This is a genomic window from Paenibacillus sp. TY11 (genome assembly GCF_059772165.1).
Window position 1 is genome coordinate 132,136 of sequence record NZ_JCBAIQ010000007.1, and the last position, 19,570, is coordinate 151,705.

The window sequence follows — 19,570 nt, forward strand, 5'->3', positions numbered from 1 at the left end:
CAAGCTATTCATTAAATTCACTATAATTATTTTCAGCCTCATCCAGTCATGTCCTATTTCAGTTGAACATAGTTTGTATTATATGCTCGCTGCAGCGTTATTCAAGCAGGCAAGGAGGGACTGGGGATGAAACGTAATATTCATGTTTTTCAGATTGCTTTTACATACATTGGTACAATCGTCGGTGCCGGATTTGCTACCGGACAAGAAATACTGCAATTTTTCACACAGTACGGACGTTGGGCTACACTCACTATTATGCTATCCACAATCGTATTTGTATGGTTGGGTACGAAAATGATGCTGATCGCTCATGATATTTCAGCCAAATCCTACGAGGACCTGAACAAACATCTTTTTGGCGCCAGTGCCGGGAAATGGATCAGCTGGTTCACGCTCATCGTGCTGATTGGTGTAAACAGCGTCATGCTGGCAGGAGCCGGCTCTGTTTTTGTAGAGCACCTTCACCTGCACTACCAAACCGGACTACTCATTACGCTGATCGGAACTTATTTGCTGCTAAGTAAAGGCATTAAAGCAATCCTGCACATGAACACCGTGGTTGTCCCTCTGATGATTATCATGTCTCTTCTGCTCGTTCACAGCACGCTCTCCATGCCCAATCCACAGAGTTTTATTACGAATACGACAGATCACAGTACATTACGAACCTGGCTCTCTCCATTGCTGTACACGTCCTTCAACCTGACTATGGCTCAAGCCGTGCTTGTACCACTTGGGAGCCAAACCTTCTCCCGAAGAACTATCCGCTGGGGCGGAGTTTTGGGGGGAATTGGCGTCGGATTTATGCTGATGGCTGCGCACTTTGCCATGTCAGCACATATGCCGGGCATTCAGCAATTTGAAATCCCTATGGGAAGCATTGCTTACCGTCTGGGTGCCCTTGTCGAAATCATATACATTCTACTCATTTTCATGGAAATCTTCAGTACCTTTGTGGCCGACATTTATGGAGTCAGTTTGCAAATTCGTCAGCATGTCCAAATTTCGCCCAAGCTCATCACATTATTCATTATGCTCACCTGTTTTTTAATCAGTCAGTTCGGCTTTAGCTCACTGTTATCTGTTCTTTATCCTATTTTCGGAATGCTCAGTCTGATGTGGATTAGTAAACTGATCATAGCAGGACGCGGGAGACCTTTCCGTTCCTCACGTCCTCGCTCCAGCTTTCGGCATTCTGATTCCAAACCAGGTGATACTCGTCATGGTTAATGTGGAAACTTCAAATACATTTTCTTCAGCTCGTTAACCGCCCGACTTAAAGAATAGCTCGATTTAGCCTTGTCGCAGGCAGATCTAGCCAGCTCATAACGATAGGCAGGGTCAGCAATGACCTTTTCTAATGCGTCTGCCAGTGCCTTCGGATTGTCGGGTGGCACAAGCAGGCCATTTACCCCATCCTCAATCTGCTCCGGTATTCCTCCCACTTCTGTACCTACCAATGCCAGACAGCTCAACGCCGCTTCCGCAAATACTGAACCAAAGGCCTCCGCTCGCGAAGGCAAAACAAACACATCAAAGAAAGGCATAAACTCTTCCGGATGGAGGGTATATCCATAAAAAATCGTCTCATGGTATATATCGAGCTGTCGCGCCATCTCTTCCAGCTCAGGGCGAATCGGACCATCTCCAATAATATGAAGCACAAATTCCTGATTTCTTTTTTTCAGTTCAGCACAGGCCCGCAATAAAATATCCAGTCCTTTCGCCGGAACAAGACGGCAAACGGTTATGATCTGTGTCACTTCATTCTCGTGCGGAATGGGCTTGAAGCGTTTCTCATCATATCCATTCGGAATGACCGCAATGTCTTGCGGATTCTGCACATAAGGTGTTAAGTAATGCTGAAAAGAATGAGATACCGCTATCAGGCGATCCGCCTTCTGCTCCATTTCTCGATACAGTGACACCAAGAATTGGTGTTCAGGTCCGTTCTCCTCTATTTTTCCGTTTAAAATTAACTCCTTCTCATAGGAAGAGTGAATCGTCTGTACAAGCGGGATATCAGGAAAAACGGTTTTCATGGCGATTCCGGCAATGGGATGATGAGCATGAATGAGATCAAAGGGCTTCTGAATACGAAGCCGGGTCCACCACAAATAGTCACGGTACGTCTGAATATATTTTTGAACGATTGGATATTGCTCATATCTCGTCCAGTCGAAGGTATCAAAAGTTACTTCGTCCCTACCCTTGTTACGAATCCGTTTAGGGATTGAAAATAGCTCCATTTCCCAACGAGGGGACGTAAATCGTTCTTGCAGATATGGAATCATGGATGAAACGCCTCCCGGTTGCTCGGGTGGGAAAAAGAGAGCCTGTAGCAATTTCATGACGTGCTTCCCCTTTCAAGCATTAAACTGCCCGGAACACAGGTCGTATGTATAGGTTTCCGGATTTTCTGAAAGATGATATATTGAGAATAAATGTTAGCCACAAAAGAAAATTATAACATTTTAAATGGAATAAATCCTGTCTATTGTATCGGAACGATATCGTCCGTTCAATAAATTGACTATTATTACAAATGGAGTCGGTAATGTTGACGTTGTTGTCCTTATCGGGAACCTTGGGTTCCCCATCTCTGGCCGGAGCCGTAAGTGCAGCCTGCGGTTTGTATATTATACTCATGATGGCGTTGATGTGCGTGATCATATATAGCAGACAACGAAAAAAAGCCTATATCCTTTTTTCGGTTGCCGCTATTTTTATTATGACATATGAAGCCATGAATCTCTATTCGGCAGGCGGAGGCAAGATGCAACTGCAAGGAATCGTGTGGAAAAACGCGCTGGAGGCGTCTGCCTTCGTGCTCATCAACGCCGCCGTATTTCAACTCTACCGGAAGTTAAAACGTGTGGAGACATGGGCCTTGCTGTTGTTGGGCGCGTTATTGATATTGCCGGTTATTGCCTGGACTGCAGGTTTGTTGCCCACTTGGATCAGCGCAGCGAAGCTGGTTGGGTTCACTCTATTTTATCGAGTATTGGTGCTTATATCGAGCCTTGTGTTCATCACCCCACGAATCGGGCAGCCAAAGAAGTTTATAGCGGGCTTATTCATGTATTTGCTCTGGCTCGGCTATCTCTGGCTGCGAAATGACATCCCTGAAGAAGCAGACAGATCAAGCACAGCCCTATGGATGTCATTTTTACCACTGCTGTACTACTCAACGTTGTTCATCATCCTGTTTGAACGGATAGTGGAGCTGCTCCAAAGGATTTACCGTTCTTCCATCACAGATGGTCTGACGGGGCTGTATAACCGTAAATACTTTTCGGGACGACTACGGCGATATATGGACCAGGGAATACGCGTGTCGGTCATTTTTTGCGATATTGACAATTTCAAAAAGCTGAATGATACGCAGGGCCACGCTCGTGCGGATGAAGTACTCAAGCAGGTCGCACAGATTATGGAGGATGAACTAGATGAAATCGGACTAACCGGACGGTACGGTGGCGAGGAACTGGTCGCAATGGTTGTGGATCGACGGGCCAAGATCGAACATGTCGCAGAACGTATCCGCGAACGGGTCGCCGAGGAAAGCATCGTCACGATCAGTGTCGGACACAGTACAGTAAAGAAGGAAATGAACCCGGATGAACTAGTCAAGCAGGCCGATCAAGCGATGTACATATCCAAAACGACAGGTAAAAACAAAGTTACAGCTTATAAGGCAGCGGAAGTGAAAAAAAGTCGGGCAGCACATGCACAATAATTTGTAGTCTGTAATTCGTTGTTGAAGGTTGCCAGTGAATGGTTCTCAGTCTGGTTGTCTGTATCATAAAATGACGCACAAAACTCTCATAAGAGCCTGTGCGTCATTTATATTTATTATCCCCATCAAACTTCTGACGTTGCAGATGCTATATCCCGGCCGATCCACGCCAGTTCTTCGCTAGTCAGCTCTCGATAGCTGCCCAGTGGAAGCTGTTCATCCAGCTTCAATGGCCCCATGGCTGTTCTTTTCAAATAGGTCACCTTTTTACCAACCGCCTCGAACATACGCTTCACTTGATGAAACTTACCCTCATGGATCACAAGCGAAATATAGGAAATGACTTCCCCATCTGCCTGGTGCAGGTGTTCATGCCGAAGAATGGTCAACTGCGCGGGAAGAGTAACATACCCATCATCCAGTTCCACTCCTGCTGTAAATTGATGAATATCCTCCTCCGTGACATGACCCGACACGGTAGCCTCATACGTTTTGGGGACATGCCGCCGTGGAGAAAGTAGTTCGTGCGCCAGCTTGCCGTCGTTGGTCAGCAACAATAGTCCTTCTGTATCTTTATCTAAGCGTCCTACTGGAAAAGGCTCGAAATGTCGTTCCTCCGCACTCAGCAAATCCAGCACTGTCCGCTCCCTCGTATCCTCGGTTGCAGATATGACGCCCGGCGGCTTATGCAGCATAATGTAAATATACTCCCGAAAAACTACATGTTCCCCGTTCACTTCAATCTGATCACGGTATGGATGAACCTGTAAGCCGCTATCCTTGATAGTCCGTCCATTTACCGTAATCATTCCTTGCTTCACCTGTCTCTTGATATCACTACGGGAGCCATATCCCATATGGGTTAAAACTTTGTCCAAACGTTGCGTTTGTCTCCCTTTTCCACTCATACCGATGTCCACCTCCAGCCTGTAGGGTATTCATTTTTGAGCATGCCATCCTGCCATTTGCCCCACCCAGCCGAATAACCATCAATGCACACGAGAGTATAGCCTTTGGGCTGGACTTCGTTTTGAAGAGCCATTCTCTCAACGGGGATGGACAAGGTCTCACCTTTTAAATACCGAATGGCCTCCGTATCTGAACTGGAAAGGTTGATGCTTCTAACCGCCTCAGAAGGGCGCAGAGCCACCGCCAGCGGGTGTGAAGGCACAAAGCGACCATTCTTGTCGGTACCCATAAACCAGCCCGGACGCACCACCTTAAGGCCGTTCAAACGATGTGATGGCAGTGGCGACTGATAAATGCGATCTCCGTAGACCACCGTATAGCCTGTAAATGATACCTTCAGCTGCTCCTGCACAAATTGGTGATAGGACTCCAGCACATCATGTGAGGAGCGTGCAGCGGATTTTACATTCTCTTTGCCAGAACGGGACTTGTTGCCACCCAAGCCACGCGTGGTCTTTCCTTTAGCTGACTTCCCGTTTATTCCTTTTCCACTTCGTTTAGGCTCACCAATCGCATGCCTTCCTTGGCCGCTTGGCGTCAGCGCTTCCTTGACGGACAAATGCTTCATCCGTGGATACTCTGCATCCATGTTCAAAGCCCTGTCATTCTTGTCCGCGAATTGAGCCAAATCCCCGGATTCAGTGTGATCTTCTGTCGCAGCGACACGACCACCCTGGTGTTGCAATACAGCGATAAAATGGCCTTCACCCTCTACGAGATGCGGCCATAGGCGTGCTGTGCCCCGTAGTTCCGGGTGTGCTGACGCGACCTCTTCACTCATCCATTCCGGATGGCCTGGTGCAAAACCTGCTTCCGAAGGAACAGGGACTACGTCAAAATCGGGATGAGCCTCCAGAAATTCCGCGATCATTCCTTCATTTTCCTCCGGAGCAAAGGTGCAGGTAGAATAGACAATCCTCCCCCCGTCGCTCAGCATCGAGGCCGCTACGCGCAAAATATCCCGTTGCATGACCACGCATTTATCCACCGAATGCGTTTCCCATTGTTTCACCATATCCTCATCCTTGCGGAACATGCCTTCTCCCGAGCAAGGTGCGTCAATTAATATCTTGTCAAAAAAATGAGGAAAGGCATCGGCGATTCGATCCGGGCTTTCATTCAGTACCACGGAATTACGCACACCGTACAATTCCACATTTTTAGCCAATGCTTTGGTTCGGTCCGCACTAATATCATTTGTCACCAATACGCCGCTTCCTTGTAGTTTGGCAGCTATTTGGGTCGATTTCCCCCCCGGTGCAGCGCACAAGTCCAATACTGCCTCATCCTGAGCTACATTAAGCAGTTCAACCGGAGACATCGCACTCGGTTCCTGTACATAGTACAGCCCCGCATGGTAGTAAGGATGTAGCCCCGGCTTCGTACCGTGCGGAATGTAAAAACCTGTGGAACACCACGGAATCTGCCGCAGATCAAACGGAGAACGTTCCTTAAAGTCCTCCACCGGAATTTTTAACGTATTGACGCGAATCCCGGCATGGGGCATGTGGTCATAGGCAGCCATAAAAGCTTCAAATTCATCGCCGAGCAGTTGCTCCATGCGCTTTACAAATGCTGTGGGGAGCTGTACACCCATAATCGTAATCATCCTGTCCTGTTAAAATAAATTTTATTGTACCATAATCAACCTGTTATCCCGCAATATCCGTGTGATTTACAAACTTTCACTACAAGCTGTAATGTTGTATAATAATGAGATTCATAGCTACATATTTTGAATTTTGATAGGAGAGATTGCATTGAACGCACAAAAATCCAACAAAAAAAAGCTTATACCTGTCATTGGCTTTTTTGTTGTGCTGGTCATTTTACTTGGAGTGCTGCTCGCTTTAAATTCAGGCACTAAAAACAAGCTGTATGGCGTTTCCACAGCCTCGTTAAATCCTGCTACCCAAGAGCTGCTGAATGATCCGAACTATCAGCAAATCATTAAGCCGGAAGATCTACAGAGCAAAATTGACAAAAAGGAAAACTTTTTCGTCTATCATTTCGCGTCCGACTGTGTACATTGCCGCGCCACCACTCCCAAGCTCATGCCTTTGAGCAAGCAGGAGAACATCACGATGCACGAATTTAACCTGCGTGAGTATGAGGATGGCTGGGACAAGTACAACATTGAGTTTACCCCTACGCTCATCTATTACGAAAAAGGCGTGGAAAAGGAGCGTATGGTAGGCGGGTTGAAGGAAAGTCCTTCGGACAACGGCTACACACTCGACGATTTCAAAGCCTTCTTTGAGAAATATAAAAAGAACGTGACCTCCTAGACAACGTCCACTCGTCTGGAAACGATAAAGCAGCCCGATCCCCATGAAACGGATCGGGCTGCTTGCTTATCATGCGCTTAAAATCAAGGCGCATCCTTCGTTTCCGCCGAGGCAGAGCGTGAGCCGCCAGCGGCCTGTCTTCGCCTAATTGAAGCTTCCAGCGCCTGCTGACGCTGCTCATGCTTTTCCCCACGCTGAGGACCTCTCTGCTGCGGGATATTGACCGGAATAGACGACGATGCCTTCTCCACGGCCCGGCGCAACCCGGGCTCGACGATTTCAATCGTCAAATCCCGATAAACCGGCGGTTGGCGCTGAAGCTCTTCCGTGCCGGCCACAACGGCTTCAGCAAGCTGACGGGCGCAAGCTCGCGCCTCGTTCACCAGCTTCGCCATATTAATGCCCAGCGCCTGCGAAGGAGCATGCTCCAGCCTGAGTACCGCACTCTCCAGCATCATATGTCCACCACGATAGTTACCGTTGCGAAAATGATACAGCCCTACTGCAACTTGCAGCAAACCTTTATATACAGGGTCACGGTCCAGCTTAAGCCACAGCTCTTCCAGTACCTCATGACATTCAAAGTAATCCCGATCCCGATTGAAATATACCAAATAAGTCACGTACAGCGGTTCGTAGGAAAGGTTCACCATTTAATACTCATCCCTGTCTTCTTCCTTGGTTGAGGCTTCCAGCATCTCCTTGACCTCATCGTGAAGCAGCTTGATTCCTTCCATGTCGTGCCGCTCCCACAGTTCATTAAACCTGCGCTGCGCATCAATCGTTTCACTGATCTTATGGTAGAAATACAGGCGGTGCATACCTGTTAGCACTTTGGATACGATATTTGCTTCATCCTCGAACTTTTTCTGTGCTTCCAATATTTCAAGACGCATAGAAGACATCTCATTATCCAATACAAAGGCTGCCTCAGCTGCCTTTTTCAACCGTGTACGCATAGTGTCCGGCAAGCTTTCACGATACTTATAGCTAAGAGAATGCTCTATGGTTGCCCAAAAATTCATAGCCAAAGTACGGATTTGAATTTCTGCCAGCACGATTTTTAATCCCACTGCTGTCTGAACCGGATACTCCACAATCATATGAAAGCTGCGATAGCCGCTGTCTTTGTAATTGGTGATATAGTCCTTTTCATACAGTACGGTCAAATCCTTACGTCTTCGAATATATTCGGCCACCCGCCGAATATCCTCTACAAATTGACACATAATGCGAATGCCTGCAATATCCTCGATTCCCGTCTCCAGCTGATCAGAAGGAACCTGTAGTCTCTTCGCTTTATCGAGGATACTTGATATTTTTTTAACCCGTCCGGTTACGAATTCGATAGGAGCGTATTCCTCGCGCTTTTTCAGCTCCGCACGCATTGTTTTGAACTTGACCTTAAGCTCTTCCACCGCCTGATCGTATGGCAGCAAAAATGTTCCCCAGTCTCTTCCGTCCATCCCCGTACCTCCTGTCTCTTCCGACAACACTTTTTTATCTGTGATCTGCACCAACAGCCTCGGTAATGTGTCTAAAGCCGTCCTTTCGAAGCAGCTCACGCAGGCCGGCATGTATAGCCCGGTTTACTTCCGGTCCTTCGTAGATCAATGCTGTATAAATTTCAATCAGGCTCGCGCCTGCTTTAATTTTGTCATAGGCATCACGGCTGGTGAAAATGCCGCCTGATCCGATAATAGGCAGCTTCCCTTCCGTCTGGCGGTACACCCGTCCGATGACCTCTGTAGAACGGTCACGCAGCGGCTTACCACTCAGCCCTCCTGTTTCACTCGCATTCCGGTGCGTCAGACCAGCCCTGGATATCGTCGTGTTCGTCGCAATAATGCCGTCCACTCCACTCGCAGCAATCGCATCCGTCATATATTCCAATTCCTCGTCCGATACATCCGGCGCAATTTTAACCAGCACAGACTTGGCTTCACCATACTTTGTCGCCTGGACACCCATCTCTGCCCGAACCGCTTCCAATAGCGACTTCAGTTCACTGCCATGCTGGAGTTTTCGTAAATCCGGTGTATTCGGCGAACTAATATTCACTACAAAGAAGTCCGCATACGGATACAGTGCGGAAATACACTTCTCATAGTCCTTATGAGCATCCTCATTGGGCGTGATTTTATTTTTGCCAATATTAACAGCGACCGGAACGGGTCGATGTTTGAGCGCGGCTAGACGTTTGACCATGCTCTCTGCACCCAGATTGTTAAAGCCCATCCGATTGACTAACGCCTCATCGGGAGGCAGTCGGAACAAACGGGGCCGATCATTTCCGGGCTGTCCCACAGGTGTCACCGTGCCTACTTCCATAAATCCAAATCCGATGGAAGAAAAACCGGCAACCGCTTCTGCATTTTTATCCAGTCCCGCTGCCAGTCCAATCGGGTTGGGAAAATGAATGCCAAACAGATCAACCGCAAGATCCTCCGTTTCCTTGACTCCGTACATCCCCCGCAGCATTGCTGCTCCACCGGGAAGTGAGCCCGCATGTTTTAAGCCGTCAATGACTACATGATGGGCCGTCTCTGGACTCATTTTGAAAAAAACAGGTTTCACAATCCTTCGATACAACACGATTCATCCACTCCGTTCTATGCCCTTGCACAATCCTAAAAAAACATCTCTACAAAATAGTTTAGCTTTTTCCATACCAAAAAGAAAGTAATTTGCGAGGTGCAGCATCAGAACAATTCAGTTGTCATGGAGATGTCATTGAAAATGTATAATCAAACCATTTACAATGGACATAGTAAGACAAGACCTTAGCCCGTCAGAAAAGAGGGATTGCTGATATGAAGACCAAGCGCAAGCCGCCCAGTCTGCAAAAGAAAAAGGATGAGGTGAACAAGAAAGCGATTGTATGGACCGCCGTCAGCTTTGTTCTCCTCATCATTGTGATTGTTCTGGTCATTGTTTTAGCACAAGCAGGAATTCGTTAAACATCAAGTAGCAATAGCATCAAAACGTTAATTTAGCCAGTGATAGGTTTTGCGGGGATTTGTCTGGTCGTGCTGCGGCTCACTTGTAAATCGGGAACCAGGCACAAGCACTTGATCAGGCAGTTCCCCGTTACCAATGACCACCTCCGTACCTGAAGGTACGAGAGCAAATAATTCCTCCACATCCTCCTTACCCATGCGGACGCAACCCAGCGACTCATTTTTGCCAATGCTGTCCGGCTCATTCGTGCCATGGATGGCATAATTCGTTGCAGACAGTTGCATTCCACGGCTGCCAAACTCACCGTTGGATTTTCCATTCGGATTTACCACTTTATCGGTAATCACAAATTTCCCTTCCGGTGTTCTTTCTCCGCCCAATCCGATGGGATAATTTCGGATAAGTACATTGCCACTCACCAGTGCGAGCCTGTGCTTGGATTTGTCCACCACAATTCGCAGCGGTTGCCCCAGAAAAGGCCGTCCGTGCAATGACGATGCTAGTAATGGACTACTTTCGGCCGCCGAGCCAGCGTCTTGATCTACTGACTTCCCTGTTCCCTGTCCTGGTGAAGCAAGTAAATTACGCATAGGTGTAAAAGCCTTCTTCATCCCGTCAGTCGTACCGTACAACGTGTTACCAGGAAAGTCTCGGGTCAGTTCATCAAGACTCTGGGGAAGACGTTGATGCTGCGAGCGAAAAGCACGTATAGAGCTATTCAGCACAGCCAGCTCCTCCTGTCCGGCAGCCCATTTCAGACCTGCTTTGCGGAGATTTTCACTGTCCGACGGCTTGCAAGCACACGCAGTGGCGTCGTAAGACTGAACAGCTAATCCGCCGTTTCCTTTGTTCTGCACACTAAGTAATGGCTTCATACCCTCTCTCCAGAGTAGCCACGAACCCCTTTGCTCCATGCCTAGCACCGTGGTCTTGGACGGCAATCGGCTAGTCTTTGCCAACATATCAGTAAGCGCCGTTCCAGTTCCACTCCCTTTTCGAGCTTGAGCCGTAAACACACCGCCAGCCTCACCAATCTGGGCCATCTCCTTTGGATCAGCAGTGGCCACTTTCGCAACTTCGATATTATCAATTGCTGCATGCTCAGTTCCGGATGGAACGGATGTGTTCTCATTTGAAGGCCTCGGTGAATTGGCTGAAGGGACCCAAATAAGCAGAAGTACCATTAACGCAGTTAAAAGGCGACGGGCTCGAGCCGTTCTCCGCTCCTTCTCCTTGGACATCTGAACCAGTTTATCCTGATATTCCATCCATACGTCTGCCGGAATCTGTTTATGCTCGAAGGCTTCGAACACTTCCCCCGCGCGATTGAAGCAATAATTTGCTTTGCCCTCCTGACCGCTGCTCTCATACTCTTTACCGAGTAAATACCAGGCCATTTTATTATCAGGGTGCTTTTTTACATACGATTTAAGATGAGGCGAATGGTTCATCGGATCCTCCTGATCGTGTAATCTTGCATACTTATTATTATGTATATCGGTCAAAACAGACCTGATGGACAGCACATAAAAAAAACAGCACCGTCAGCATACTTTCACCGTTATACGGCGAAGGGAGCTGTCGGTGCTGTGCCTATCCAAGAAGCCTACACTTAACCTTCTTTATTGAACGGCTCGTCTGCAACTTTGATGGAATCTGTAGGGCAACCGTCACAAGCATCCTGCATATCATCAAACAGGTCTTCTGAGATCGCCTTGATGCCTTGGTTTGCATCCCCTTCAAAGATCACTTCAGCCAAACCTTCATCATCATAATCATAAATGTCTGGTGCTGTGGCGCCACAGGCTCCGCAAGCAATGCATGTATCTTTTTCTACCCAAGTGTATTTAGCCATAACTTTTCTCTTCCTCCTATACAGTCAAACAAACCAGCTTTTGCATTCTATTCACATATTAATACAAACCCAATATTATTACAAATTATTTTCCTTTATCCTTCATGCAAAAAACACTTATAACGTACGCTTCTGATGTTTGCAATAAATCACCCAGAAGTTCACTCCGGAGTTGGTAGATTGTCTTTTTGCAGCGAAGTTCCACGCAACTTGGAGTTGCGAAGAAGTACCGAAGGATCATCTCCCAGCATCCCAGCGGTCAAAATTGCATTTTCACCAAACTTGTCACGCAGCGCGTCCATCGTCTTTAATAAGCTTTCTTTCTTAGGTTGGTCCTGGTATTCAAATAGATCCAATTGGACGGCCGCTTCCTCCTTTGGAATGAGCTGCTGTAGCGTAATCCCCAGCAAGCGCACTGGCTTGTCCTCTCCCCAATGGCGACGATACAACGCACAAGCTTCCTTATATATGTCTTCTGCACTTTCCGTAGGAGTACTCCTGACTTGAGAACGCGTAAAGGTCTTCATATCCGGCGTCCGAATCGTCAGTTGTATACCTCCTGCCAGCATACCGTGTCGTCTAAGCCGTCGGGCTACCTGATCACTAATGTTAAGAAGTACACGTTGGGCTTCTTCCAGCTTTACCACATCCATAGGCAATGTAGTCGTGTGACCGATGGACTTGTTGGGCTCCCGTTCAGTGCTGACTGGAGAATGATTAATCCCGTTAGCAGCCAATTTTAACCACGAACCAGTCACACCAAATACACCAACTAGCATGTGTTCATCGGCCTTAGCCAGTTGCCCAATGGTGCGAATGTTCATTTGTAGAAGCTTGTCTGCCGTTTTGCGTCCCACACCAAACAATTGACCACAAGGAAGGTTCCACAAAATGTTGGGTACATCACGCAAACGTAGGACAGATATCCCGCGGGGCTTTTTCAGATCAGAGGCCATTTTGGCCAGCAGCTTGTTGGGCGCCACTCCAATTGAGCAGGGCAAGCCCAGCTCGTCTTCTACTCTGCGCTGGATTTCCTCAGCAATTTCCAAAGGTGTTCCAAACTGCTTGGAGCCTGTAATATCCAAATAACACTCGTCAATTGAAGTTGCTTCCAGCATAGGCGTATACGAATAAGCAATGCTCATAAATGCTTTGGAATAACGACGGTACAAGTGAAAATCAGGCTGTATTACGATGAGCTGCGGACATATCCGGCGAGCCTGCTGAACAACCATCCCTGTTGAAATGCCCAATCGTCGGGCTTCATAAGAGCAGGTTACAATTACACCTTTGCGCATCTCACTACTGCCCGCCACCGCGGTAGGCAGTCCCTTATATTTCTCCGGCTCCTCCGCTGCATGAACGGAACAATAAAATGCATTCATATCCACATGCAGAATAACTCGCCCACCAACCGGATAATAAGCACTGACATCTTTCATGCTCAACCCTTCTTTTTAACTGTAAATTCACCCATCATTACGGAAATATGTTCTTTGAACATATGCTCGGTCTACCCTTGAATGCTATTTCTATTTTACATGAAAATAAAGATTTTGCGGCCAAAAATGATAATTATATATTACATTTGAAGTCATAAGTTGATATAATCGACTAACATACGAACACGACAAACTAACGCTTTCCTGTTTTTAAGCGTTAAACAACTAAATTAATGTGCTTAAAAAAGCAGAGCATCACCAATCTGAGCAATCCGCGAAGGAGGAGTCCCTCATGTCCACCGCTATTTCTATCTTTGACACAACGCTGCGAGACGGCACTCAAGGAGAAGGAATTAGCTTGTCCGCTGATGACAAATTGAAAATCGCCAAAAAACTCGATGATCTCGGTGTTCATTATATTGAAGGCGGGATTCCCGGAAGCAACAGCAAGGATATCGAATTTTTCAAACGGGTACAAGAGCTGGGCCTTCAGGCAAAGATTGTTGCCTTCGGCAGCACGCGCCGCAAAGATAGCATCGCAGCACAGGATGTCAATTTGCAACGGATTCTGGAATCCGGCGCTCAGGCTGCTACTCTTGTCGGTAAATCATGGGATTTTCATGTACACACCGCCTTACAGACGACACTGGAGGAAAATCTGTCTATGATTTACGACTCTATCGCCTTTTTAAAACAAGGGGGCATGGAGGTTATTTTTGATGCCGAACATTTTTTTGACGGATATAAAAACAACCCCGAGTATGCACTCGCCGTTATGAAAAAAGCTGAGGAAGCAGGCGCGGATTGGCTCGTGATGTGCGATACAAACGGCGGTACCCTGCCGCATGAGATACAGGAAATTGTCACTACGCTGCAAAGCCAACTAACGAAGTCACAGTTGGGTATTCATACGCACAATGACTGCGAATTGGCCGTAGCCAACTCACTGAGTGCTGTTCAAGCAGGCGCAAGGCAGGTTCAGGGTACCATCAACGGCTACGGTGAACGGTGTGGTAACGCCAACCTATGCTCCGTCATTCCGAATTTGCAGCTCAAGCTGGGCTACGACTGTCTAGATACTGAAAAGCTAAAACAACTCCACAATACAGCCCGCTTTGTTAGCGAAGTTGCCAACGTCAATATGCCTGTGAACCAGCCTTATGTTGGCAATGCAGCTTTTGCCCATAAGGGGGGCATCCACGTGTCAGCTATTCTGCGCGACTCGCGAACTTATGAGCACATCGCTCCTGAACTAGTAGGGAACAAACAACGGGTCTTGGTCTCTGAACTGGCCGGACAAAGCAACGTTGTATCCAAAGCCCAAGAACTGGGCATCACACTTGACCCGTCCAGTAATGAGGCGCGTGGCGTAATTAGCCGCATCAAGGAACTTGAGCATCAGGGGTACCAGTTTGAAGGCGCGGATGCTTCGCTGGAACTGCTCATTCGTGAAGCCGGCGGTGAAGTGAAGGAAATGTTTTCATTTGAGTCCTTTAAGGTGCTGGTAGAAAAAACAGCGGGCCGCCCGGTCGTATCCGAGGCATTCTTAAAGCTGAATGTCGCAGGGACGAGTGTCTATACCGCAGCTGAAGGAAACGGTCCTGTCAACGCGCTCGATAACGCACTCCGCAAGGCCCTTTCTCAATATTTCCCAGCCTTGAGGGACATGCATTTGGCTGACTACAAGGTACGTGTGCTTGACGAAAAAGATGCCACCGCCGCCAAGGTACGTGTGCTCATTGAATCCAAAAATTACGAGGATGTCTGGAGTAACGTAGGCGTATCCGAAAATGTAATTGAAGCCAGCTGGGAAGCTCTCTTGGACAGCTTCCGTTACGCTTTGTTGGAAGCTCCAACTCCAACAAACGATCAAACAGAGCTTACTCATCATGGATTAGTAAACCACTAATCGGGTGCTTGCATGAGCTTATAAGGTGTCTTTGGCGGCCTACTTGGCCCCTAAAGACACCTTCTTTTTTTGAAGAGTTTCTATTTTACGTTCCATCTCCCGCTCACCGAGCATGCCGATTATGATTTCACGTACCTGTCCATGATGATCAACCATTACATGAGTCGGAAAAGCCGTCCCTCCAAATCGTTCAAACAATGCTCCTTGCTCATCAAGTAAAATGGGAAATTGGAGGTCCAAAGAACGGGAAAACTTCTTTGCATCCTCCAATCGATCATAGCGAGTTACATTGATGCCATACACATCCACATCATGTTTGTATTTACTATACAACTCATTCAGCATAGGCGCTTCTAATCGGCACGGATCGCACCATGAAGCCCAAAAGCTAATGAACAGAGCTTTATTACGCGTGGCCCCTACATCGTAGGACTTGCCGTCTAACCCCTTTAAAATCATAGAAGGAAGCCGTTCACCAGGCTTTATCTTTTTCATTACCTCTACCACATCTGATTCAGCCTCTACGTCCATCTCAGCTTTAAGCTTTTCCCCACCTTTATATTCCTCTTGTAATGGTATATTTTTGATTGGCAGGCTTGTTGCATAAGCTAAGTTTGCAATAACTCCCCATGAAGCTCCTACCACAACCAGCATAACCATCGCTCTGATGAAAAGAAATCTTTTCACAGTCTTATCACCTGTCTTTCATCTAAATGACCTTTACCTTCTCCATAGGATGCCCATCCTGCTCCTACCTCTAACCCTTCTGAATCTGAACAGGTACACATAAAAACAGCAAACCCACGAAAAATCGCGGACTTGCTGTTTTTATGTGGTGTATGAATGCTATGCCTTGTACTGAATCAGGCATGACTTAAATGCGCGTAGACATCTGCCAAATTGGTCACGTTACGCTTCAGCATTTCCTGAACATACGCAACCCACAGCTTAGCCGTCATTTTTGCATCCTCTAACGCATGATGTCGCCCTTCAATCGGAATGGATTGATAGGTCAACAATTCATCCAAACTATAGGTTTGGTGTTGCTGTGGCTCTAGCCATTTGGCAAGCATCATCGTATCCAGAACACGGTGAGTCAACTGAACTTTAGATGTTTTCCATAACGCAGCATTCAAAAAGGCCTTGTCATGAGCACTAGCATGCGCTACAAGTACCCGCCCACCTACAAAGGACATAAAGTCATGGAGTCCATTCATAAGCGGTGGAGCCTCATCCGTCATTTCCCGGGTAATCCCAGTTAGCTCGGTAATGTGCTCAGGAATCACTGTCCGTGGATTGACAAGCGTATAAAACTGCTCTTTTTCCATAATCATGTCCCCAACAACCCGAATCGCCCCGAACGATAAAATCTCATCTCCATGCTGTGCTGAAAATCCGGTCGTCTCCAGATCAAAAACTACCGTCTCCAAACGATCGAGCGGAGTCCGCAGTACTTCAGAGCGCCGTTGCTCCCGGGTTAAGGAGCGAATAAACGCCATCTGCTGAGCCGTAGGAGCCCCCATTACAGATGCGATCGCAGACGGCACTCCTCCTCTGCGGAGAGCACTCCAGAAGCTACCTCCCTGCGCTGGCTCCTTCATGACCTTCTCCCTTCCATAAATCGCAGCTGCCTTTGCAACGCACGATGCAGCCGTCGTACTGTCGAAAGGGCCTCGCGCAGCTCATGCCAGCCTTTACCCTGCTTCAGCGGCTTGACAGCCAGGTAACCATTGCTGACCAGCAATCCATCCTTCTCCTTCACCGGAGTAGCCATTCGAAGCTGAAGCGCGATCCGAAAGGCTCGCTCGCAAGCATCGAGTAAAGGCAACGGTGCCGCTTCAAGTGATGCGAGACGCCTGAGCCTTTTTAGGGTAGAAGTTTCCTCTACACCATGTTGCAACGCCAAAAAACGGACTGCGTTCACCAGCGGAATGTACAACCCGTATTTCACATCAAAATCGCCCGCATGCTCACCGAAGCGCTCGGTAACGATCTGACCTAAAATATTAAGTGTCGCTTTATGCCTCACCGTGTTTCTAAGTACCGCCGAGGGTAAATCGGGATGTTTTCGGAACAACTCATAAAAACTTCGTTTCCATTTTACAGACAATTGCTCATCTCCAGCGATATGCCTCATATCAGACGAGATAATCAGATAACGGATTGGCTCCCAGGCAAAATCATCCGACCATTTCGTTAGCTGTTCTTGCCATCCAGACAATGTTTGGCGCCACAACGGCTCCGAGCACATCACTTTCCCCTCACATTTGGGATATCCCAAATGCTCTAACATCGCAGACACTCTGTGACCAAACTCTCTAAAATACAATTCTTTATCAGCAGATACAATGTCACTGATGATCATGCCGTTATCCTGGTCACTCCACAGCGTCGATTCCGAGCGCCCCATGCTTCCAAAGGCTATAAATGCGTAAGGGACGGGAGGAGGGCCGAAGCCATCCTCAACCATCCCTTTTTCGCACATTTGTACAGCTCTGGCCGCGATGCGGTCATGCATTTCATTCGCCGTTCGTAACCAGTCTGATAACGGAGCGGAGGCTTGGGAAGCCAGCAGCCATTTTTGAGAATCGACCCTGGCCTGCCTTAGCGATTCAAGTGTATCTGCATGATCAATCGCTTCGGCGGAACTCACCCAAGGGGCCATATTTTGCAGTTCCATACTTCCATCTCCTCCGCTCATCCATACTGGTTCTCTATATTTTACATATTAGTTTACAATTCCAGAACGTTTTTCAGCCTCGGCAACCAACTTCATTTGCTCAGGATAGCCGTACGTACCGTGTTCACTGATATCCAGTCCCATCGTTTCTTCCTCTTCCGTAACGCGAATACCCATAATTGCTTTCATCGCACCCAGAATAATGAAGGAAATGACGAACACGAAAGCCAAGGTGCCAATCAGTCCAAGTAGCTGTACTCCTAATTGCGTAAATCCGCCACCATAGAACAGCCCCGCTTGGCCTACACCTGTTATTTTTACAAGCTCAGGAGTAGCGAAAAACCCTGTGGACACCGCGCCCCACATCCCTGCAACACCATGTACGGAGAAAGCATATACCGGGTCATCTACTCTTGCACGCTCAAACCATTGCGCTGTGAAGAAGGTGACGATCCCTGCAACTGCACCAATGACCAGTGCCGCCCAAGGTGCTACAAAGGCACAAGAACCAGTAATGGCAACCAAAGCTGCCAGCACACCGTTTAGCATAGCCGGAATATCTGCTTTTCCGTATACCATCCAGGATACGAGCAAAGCGAAAACCCCACCTGCCGCAGCAGCAATATTTGTAGTCAAGGCCACATATCCAAAGAATCCGTCGTTCATAGCCGATACAGCACTACCTGGGTTAAATCCAAACCAGCCAAACCAGAGAATAATAACACCCAGGATAGAGTACACCTGATTATGACCAGGAATAATGTTCGGCTTGCCATCTTTATTGAACTTGCCCAGACGCGGTTTGAGCAGCAGTGTAGCGACGAGTGCCGCCGTAGCGCCTGTTAAATGGACTACCGTCGAACCGGCATAATCCTGCATCCCCAACTTGCCAAGCCAACCGCCACCCCATACCCAGTGAGCTACAACCGGATAAATCACGATAGAGAACAAAATACCAAAAATAATGTATACACTTAATTTTGCACGCTCTGCCATCCCCCCGCATGCGATAGAAAGTGATACCGCAGCAAAAGCAAAGTGGAACAAAAACATAATTGTAATCGGAACATCCAGACCTGAAAGAGCATCAAACGATACAGCAGCATCTGTACCACTCATGAAGAAACCCGTCAGCCCCATAAATCCGTTACCGCCATCATTACCAAAGCCTAATCCAAATCCAAGTGCCCAGAAGGACAAAGCCGCAACACCCGTCGTGAGAATGGTTTTACCCGCGACATGACCCGCATTCTTCATACGTGTCGAGCCTGCCTCCAGCAATGCAAATCCCGCTTGCATGAAAAACACAAGTATAAATGCCAAGAACGTAAATGCCGTGTTTAAGCCAGCTTGAAGTTGAATATTTGTCGGCCCGTCAGCAGCAAACGCACCTACCGGAAAAGCTAGTACTGTCAGCATGGCCAATAATACAACTAACCACTTTTTTCTCATGAAGCCCACTCCCTCAAATGTTATGTTTCTTTACATTTCGTGAAATTCTTATTGTCATTATAAGCAGAACACATGAAAGTTGACAAGATTTTTTTTATTATGTTAAAAAAATCAGAACCCGAACCTTCCATGTCATATTTACTAACCATAAAAGTAGCTTGTTTCTGTCCAGAAAAAAGCATAACGTTTGACTGTATGGTTGAGAATCATGTAAAATATTCTTTATAAACACTCGGTTTGCAGATGCTAATATTGAAGGTTGTACGAAAGAG

At 47.4% G+C, this 19,570-nt stretch carries 18 protein-coding genes; 5 read left to right on the forward strand and 13 right to left on the reverse strand.

Going from position 1 to position 19,570, the window contains the following annotated elements:
• The first annotated feature begins 126 nt into the window (after positions 1-126).
• On the forward strand, positions 127-1,233 hold the full coding sequence (locus AC6EJC_RS09605) for a YkvI family membrane protein (RefSeq protein WP_444953779.1): 1,107 nt from the start codon (positions 127-129) through the stop codon (positions 1,231-1,233).
• Here the strand turns inward: AC6EJC_RS09605 and AC6EJC_RS09610 are convergent.
• Positions 1,230-2,354, reverse strand: coding sequence for a glycosyltransferase family 4 protein (locus AC6EJC_RS09610; protein WP_444953780.1), 1,125 nt, complete (start codon positions 2,352-2,354; stop codon positions 1,230-1,232). The genes AC6EJC_RS09605 and AC6EJC_RS09610 overlap by 4 nt on opposite strands.
• A gap of 206 nt (positions 2,355-2,560) precedes the next feature.
• On the opposite strand from AC6EJC_RS09610, the gene AC6EJC_RS09615 reads away from it, so the two are divergent.
• Positions 2,561-3,742, forward strand: a complete 1,182-nt coding sequence (locus AC6EJC_RS09615) for a GGDEF domain-containing protein (protein ID WP_444953781.1) — start codon at positions 2,561-2,563, stop codon at positions 3,740-3,742.
• A 125-nt stretch (positions 3,743-3,867) separates the two neighbouring features.
• On the opposite strand, the gene AC6EJC_RS09620 is transcribed toward AC6EJC_RS09615, so the two are convergent.
• Together AC6EJC_RS09620 and AC6EJC_RS09625 are read right to left on the reverse strand one after the other, a co-directional pair.
• Positions 3,868-4,650 (reverse strand): pseudouridine synthase, encoded by a 783-nt coding sequence (locus AC6EJC_RS09620; protein ID WP_444953782.1) that lies wholly within the window; start codon positions 4,648-4,650, stop codon positions 3,868-3,870.
• A complete protein-coding gene (locus AC6EJC_RS09625; RefSeq protein WP_444953783.1) occupies positions 4,647-6,308 on the reverse strand; it encodes an RsmB/NOP family class I SAM-dependent RNA methyltransferase in 1,662 nt (553 codons plus the stop codon). The genes AC6EJC_RS09620 and AC6EJC_RS09625 overlap by 4 nt, the downstream gene beginning before the upstream one ends.
• Positions 6,309-6,471: 163 nt before the next feature.
• On the opposite strand from AC6EJC_RS09625, the gene AC6EJC_RS09630 reads away from it, so the two are divergent.
• Positions 6,472-6,999, forward strand: coding sequence for a thioredoxin family protein (locus AC6EJC_RS09630; protein WP_444953784.1), 528 nt, complete (start codon positions 6,472-6,474; stop codon positions 6,997-6,999).
• Between the two features lie 83 nt (positions 7,000-7,082).
• Here the strand turns inward: AC6EJC_RS09630 and AC6EJC_RS09635 are convergent, their stop codons facing one another.
• The 3 genes from AC6EJC_RS09635 to AC6EJC_RS09645 are packed head-to-tail and all read right to left on the reverse strand — an operon-like array spanning position 7,083 to position 9,594.
• A complete protein-coding gene (locus AC6EJC_RS09635; protein ID WP_444953785.1) occupies positions 7,083-7,652 on the reverse strand; it encodes a DUF309 domain-containing protein in 570 nt (189 codons plus the stop codon).
• Positions 7,653-8,465, reverse strand: a complete 813-nt coding sequence (gene yjbM, locus AC6EJC_RS09640) for a GTP diphosphokinase (protein ID WP_444953786.1) — start codon at positions 8,463-8,465, stop codon at positions 7,653-7,655.
• A 34-nt stretch (positions 8,466-8,499) separates the two neighbouring features.
• Positions 8,500-9,594: a quinone-dependent dihydroorotate dehydrogenase gene (locus tag AC6EJC_RS09645; RefSeq protein WP_444953787.1), complete on the reverse strand. Its 1,095-nt coding sequence runs from the start codon at positions 9,592-9,594 to the stop codon at positions 8,500-8,502.
• 218 nt (positions 9,595-9,812) lie between these two features.
• Here AC6EJC_RS09645 and AC6EJC_RS09650 point away from each other — a divergent pair, with 218 nt between their 5' ends.
• Positions 9,813-9,959, forward strand: a complete 147-nt coding sequence (locus AC6EJC_RS09650; RefSeq protein WP_444953788.1) for a hypothetical protein — start codon at positions 9,813-9,815, stop codon at positions 9,957-9,959.
• Positions 9,960-9,986: 27 nt separating this feature from the next.
• Here AC6EJC_RS09650 and AC6EJC_RS09655 read toward each other — a convergent pair whose 3' ends face one another.
• The 3 genes from AC6EJC_RS09655 to AC6EJC_RS09665 all read right to left on the reverse strand — a co-directional run bounded on the left by AC6EJC_RS09655 (position 9,987) and on the right by AC6EJC_RS09665 (position 13,257).
• On the reverse strand, positions 9,987-11,411 hold the full coding sequence (locus AC6EJC_RS09655) for a L,D-transpeptidase (protein ID WP_444953789.1): 1,425 nt from the start codon (positions 11,409-11,411) through the stop codon (positions 9,987-9,989).
• Between the two features lie 161 nt (positions 11,412-11,572).
• Positions 11,573-11,815, reverse strand: coding sequence for a ferredoxin (locus tag AC6EJC_RS09660; protein ID WP_013309730.1), 243 nt, complete (start codon positions 11,813-11,815; stop codon positions 11,573-11,575).
• Positions 11,816-11,976: 161 nt separating this feature from the next.
• Positions 11,977-13,257: a DNA polymerase IV gene (locus tag AC6EJC_RS09665; RefSeq protein WP_444953790.1), complete on the reverse strand. Its 1,281-nt coding sequence runs from the start codon at positions 13,255-13,257 to the stop codon at positions 11,977-11,979.
• Positions 13,258-13,549: 292 nt separating this feature from the next.
• On the opposite strand from AC6EJC_RS09665, the gene cimA reads away from it, so the two are divergent.
• Positions 13,550-15,166, forward strand: coding sequence for a citramalate synthase (cimA, locus tag AC6EJC_RS09670; RefSeq protein ID WP_444953791.1), 1,617 nt, complete (start codon positions 13,550-13,552; stop codon positions 15,164-15,166).
• A gap of 39 nt (positions 15,167-15,205) precedes the next feature.
• On the opposite strand, the gene AC6EJC_RS09675 is transcribed toward cimA, so the two are convergent.
• The 4 genes from AC6EJC_RS09675 to AC6EJC_RS09690 all read right to left on the reverse strand — a co-directional run bounded on the left by AC6EJC_RS09675 (position 15,206) and on the right by AC6EJC_RS09690 (position 19,298).
• Positions 15,206-15,853: a TlpA family protein disulfide reductase gene (locus AC6EJC_RS09675; protein ID WP_444953792.1), complete on the reverse strand. Its 648-nt coding sequence runs from the start codon at positions 15,851-15,853 to the stop codon at positions 15,206-15,208.
• A gap of 176 nt (positions 15,854-16,029) precedes the next feature.
• Positions 16,030-16,767 carry an exonuclease domain-containing protein gene (locus tag AC6EJC_RS09680; RefSeq protein ID WP_444953793.1) on the reverse strand — a complete coding sequence of 246 codons (738 nt, stop codon included), beginning with the start codon at positions 16,765-16,767 and terminating at the stop codon, positions 16,030-16,032.
• A complete protein-coding gene (locus tag AC6EJC_RS09685; RefSeq protein WP_444953794.1) occupies positions 16,764-17,846 on the reverse strand; it encodes a DUF294 nucleotidyltransferase-like domain-containing protein in 1,083 nt (360 codons plus the stop codon). Before AC6EJC_RS09685 ends, AC6EJC_RS09680 begins: the two co-directional genes overlap by 4 nt.
• Before the next feature lie 48 nt (positions 17,847-17,894).
• A complete protein-coding gene (locus AC6EJC_RS09690; RefSeq protein ID WP_444953795.1) occupies positions 17,895-19,298 on the reverse strand; it encodes an ammonium transporter in 1,404 nt (467 codons plus the stop codon).
• Between the last annotated feature and the right edge of the window lie 272 nt (positions 19,299-19,570).

What these genes read in the sequence shown, in the direction of transcription:
- AC6EJC_RS09665 (WP_444953790.1), bottom strand. Translation starts at nt 13,257, where the DNA reads ATGAAAGATGTCAGTGCTTATTATCCGGTTGGTGGGCGAGTTATTCTG.
- AC6EJC_RS09660 (WP_013309730.1), bottom strand. Translation starts at nt 11,815, where the DNA reads ATGGCTAAATACACTTGGGTAGAAAAAGATACATGCATTGCTTGCGGA.
- AC6EJC_RS09625 (WP_444953783.1), bottom strand. Translation starts at nt 6,308, where the DNA reads ATGGGTGTACAGCTCCCCACAGCATTTGTAAAGCGCATGGAGCAACTG.
- cimA (WP_444953791.1), top strand. Translation starts at nt 13,550, where the DNA reads ATGTCCACCGCTATTTCTATCTTTGACACAACGCTGCGAGACGGCACT.
- AC6EJC_RS09605 (WP_444953779.1), top strand. Translation starts at nt 127, where the DNA reads ATGAAACGTAATATTCATGTTTTTCAGATTGCTTTTACATACATTGGT.
- AC6EJC_RS09650 (WP_444953788.1), top strand. Translation starts at nt 9,813, where the DNA reads ATGAAGACCAAGCGCAAGCCGCCCAGTCTGCAAAAGAAAAAGGATGAG.
- AC6EJC_RS09635 (WP_444953785.1), bottom strand. Translation starts at nt 7,652, where the DNA reads ATGGTGAACCTTTCCTACGAACCGCTGTACGTGACTTATTTGGTATAT.
- yjbM (WP_444953786.1), bottom strand. Translation starts at nt 8,465, where the DNA reads ATGGACGGAAGAGACTGGGGAACATTTTTGCTGCCATACGATCAGGCG.
- AC6EJC_RS09655 (WP_444953789.1), bottom strand. Translation starts at nt 11,411, where the DNA reads ATGAACCATTCGCCTCATCTTAAATCGTATGTAAAAAAGCACCCTGAT.
- AC6EJC_RS09615 (WP_444953781.1), top strand. Translation starts at nt 2,561, where the DNA reads ATGTTGACGTTGTTGTCCTTATCGGGAACCTTGGGTTCCCCATCTCTG.
- AC6EJC_RS09610 (WP_444953780.1), bottom strand. Translation starts at nt 2,354, where the DNA reads ATGAAATTGCTACAGGCTCTCTTTTTCCCACCCGAGCAACCGGGAGGC.
- AC6EJC_RS09685 (WP_444953794.1), bottom strand. Translation starts at nt 17,846, where the DNA reads ATGGAACTGCAAAATATGGCCCCTTGGGTGAGTTCCGCCGAAGCGATT.
- AC6EJC_RS09690 (WP_444953795.1), bottom strand. Translation starts at nt 19,298, where the DNA reads ATGAGAAAAAAGTGGTTAGTTGTATTATTGGCCATGCTGACAGTACTA.
- AC6EJC_RS09680 (WP_444953793.1), bottom strand. Translation starts at nt 16,767, where the DNA reads ATGAAGGAGCCAGCGCAGGGAGGTAGCTTCTGGAGTGCTCTCCGCAGA.
- AC6EJC_RS09620 (WP_444953782.1), bottom strand. Translation starts at nt 4,650, where the DNA reads ATGAGTGGAAAAGGGAGACAAACGCAACGTTTGGACAAAGTTTTAACC.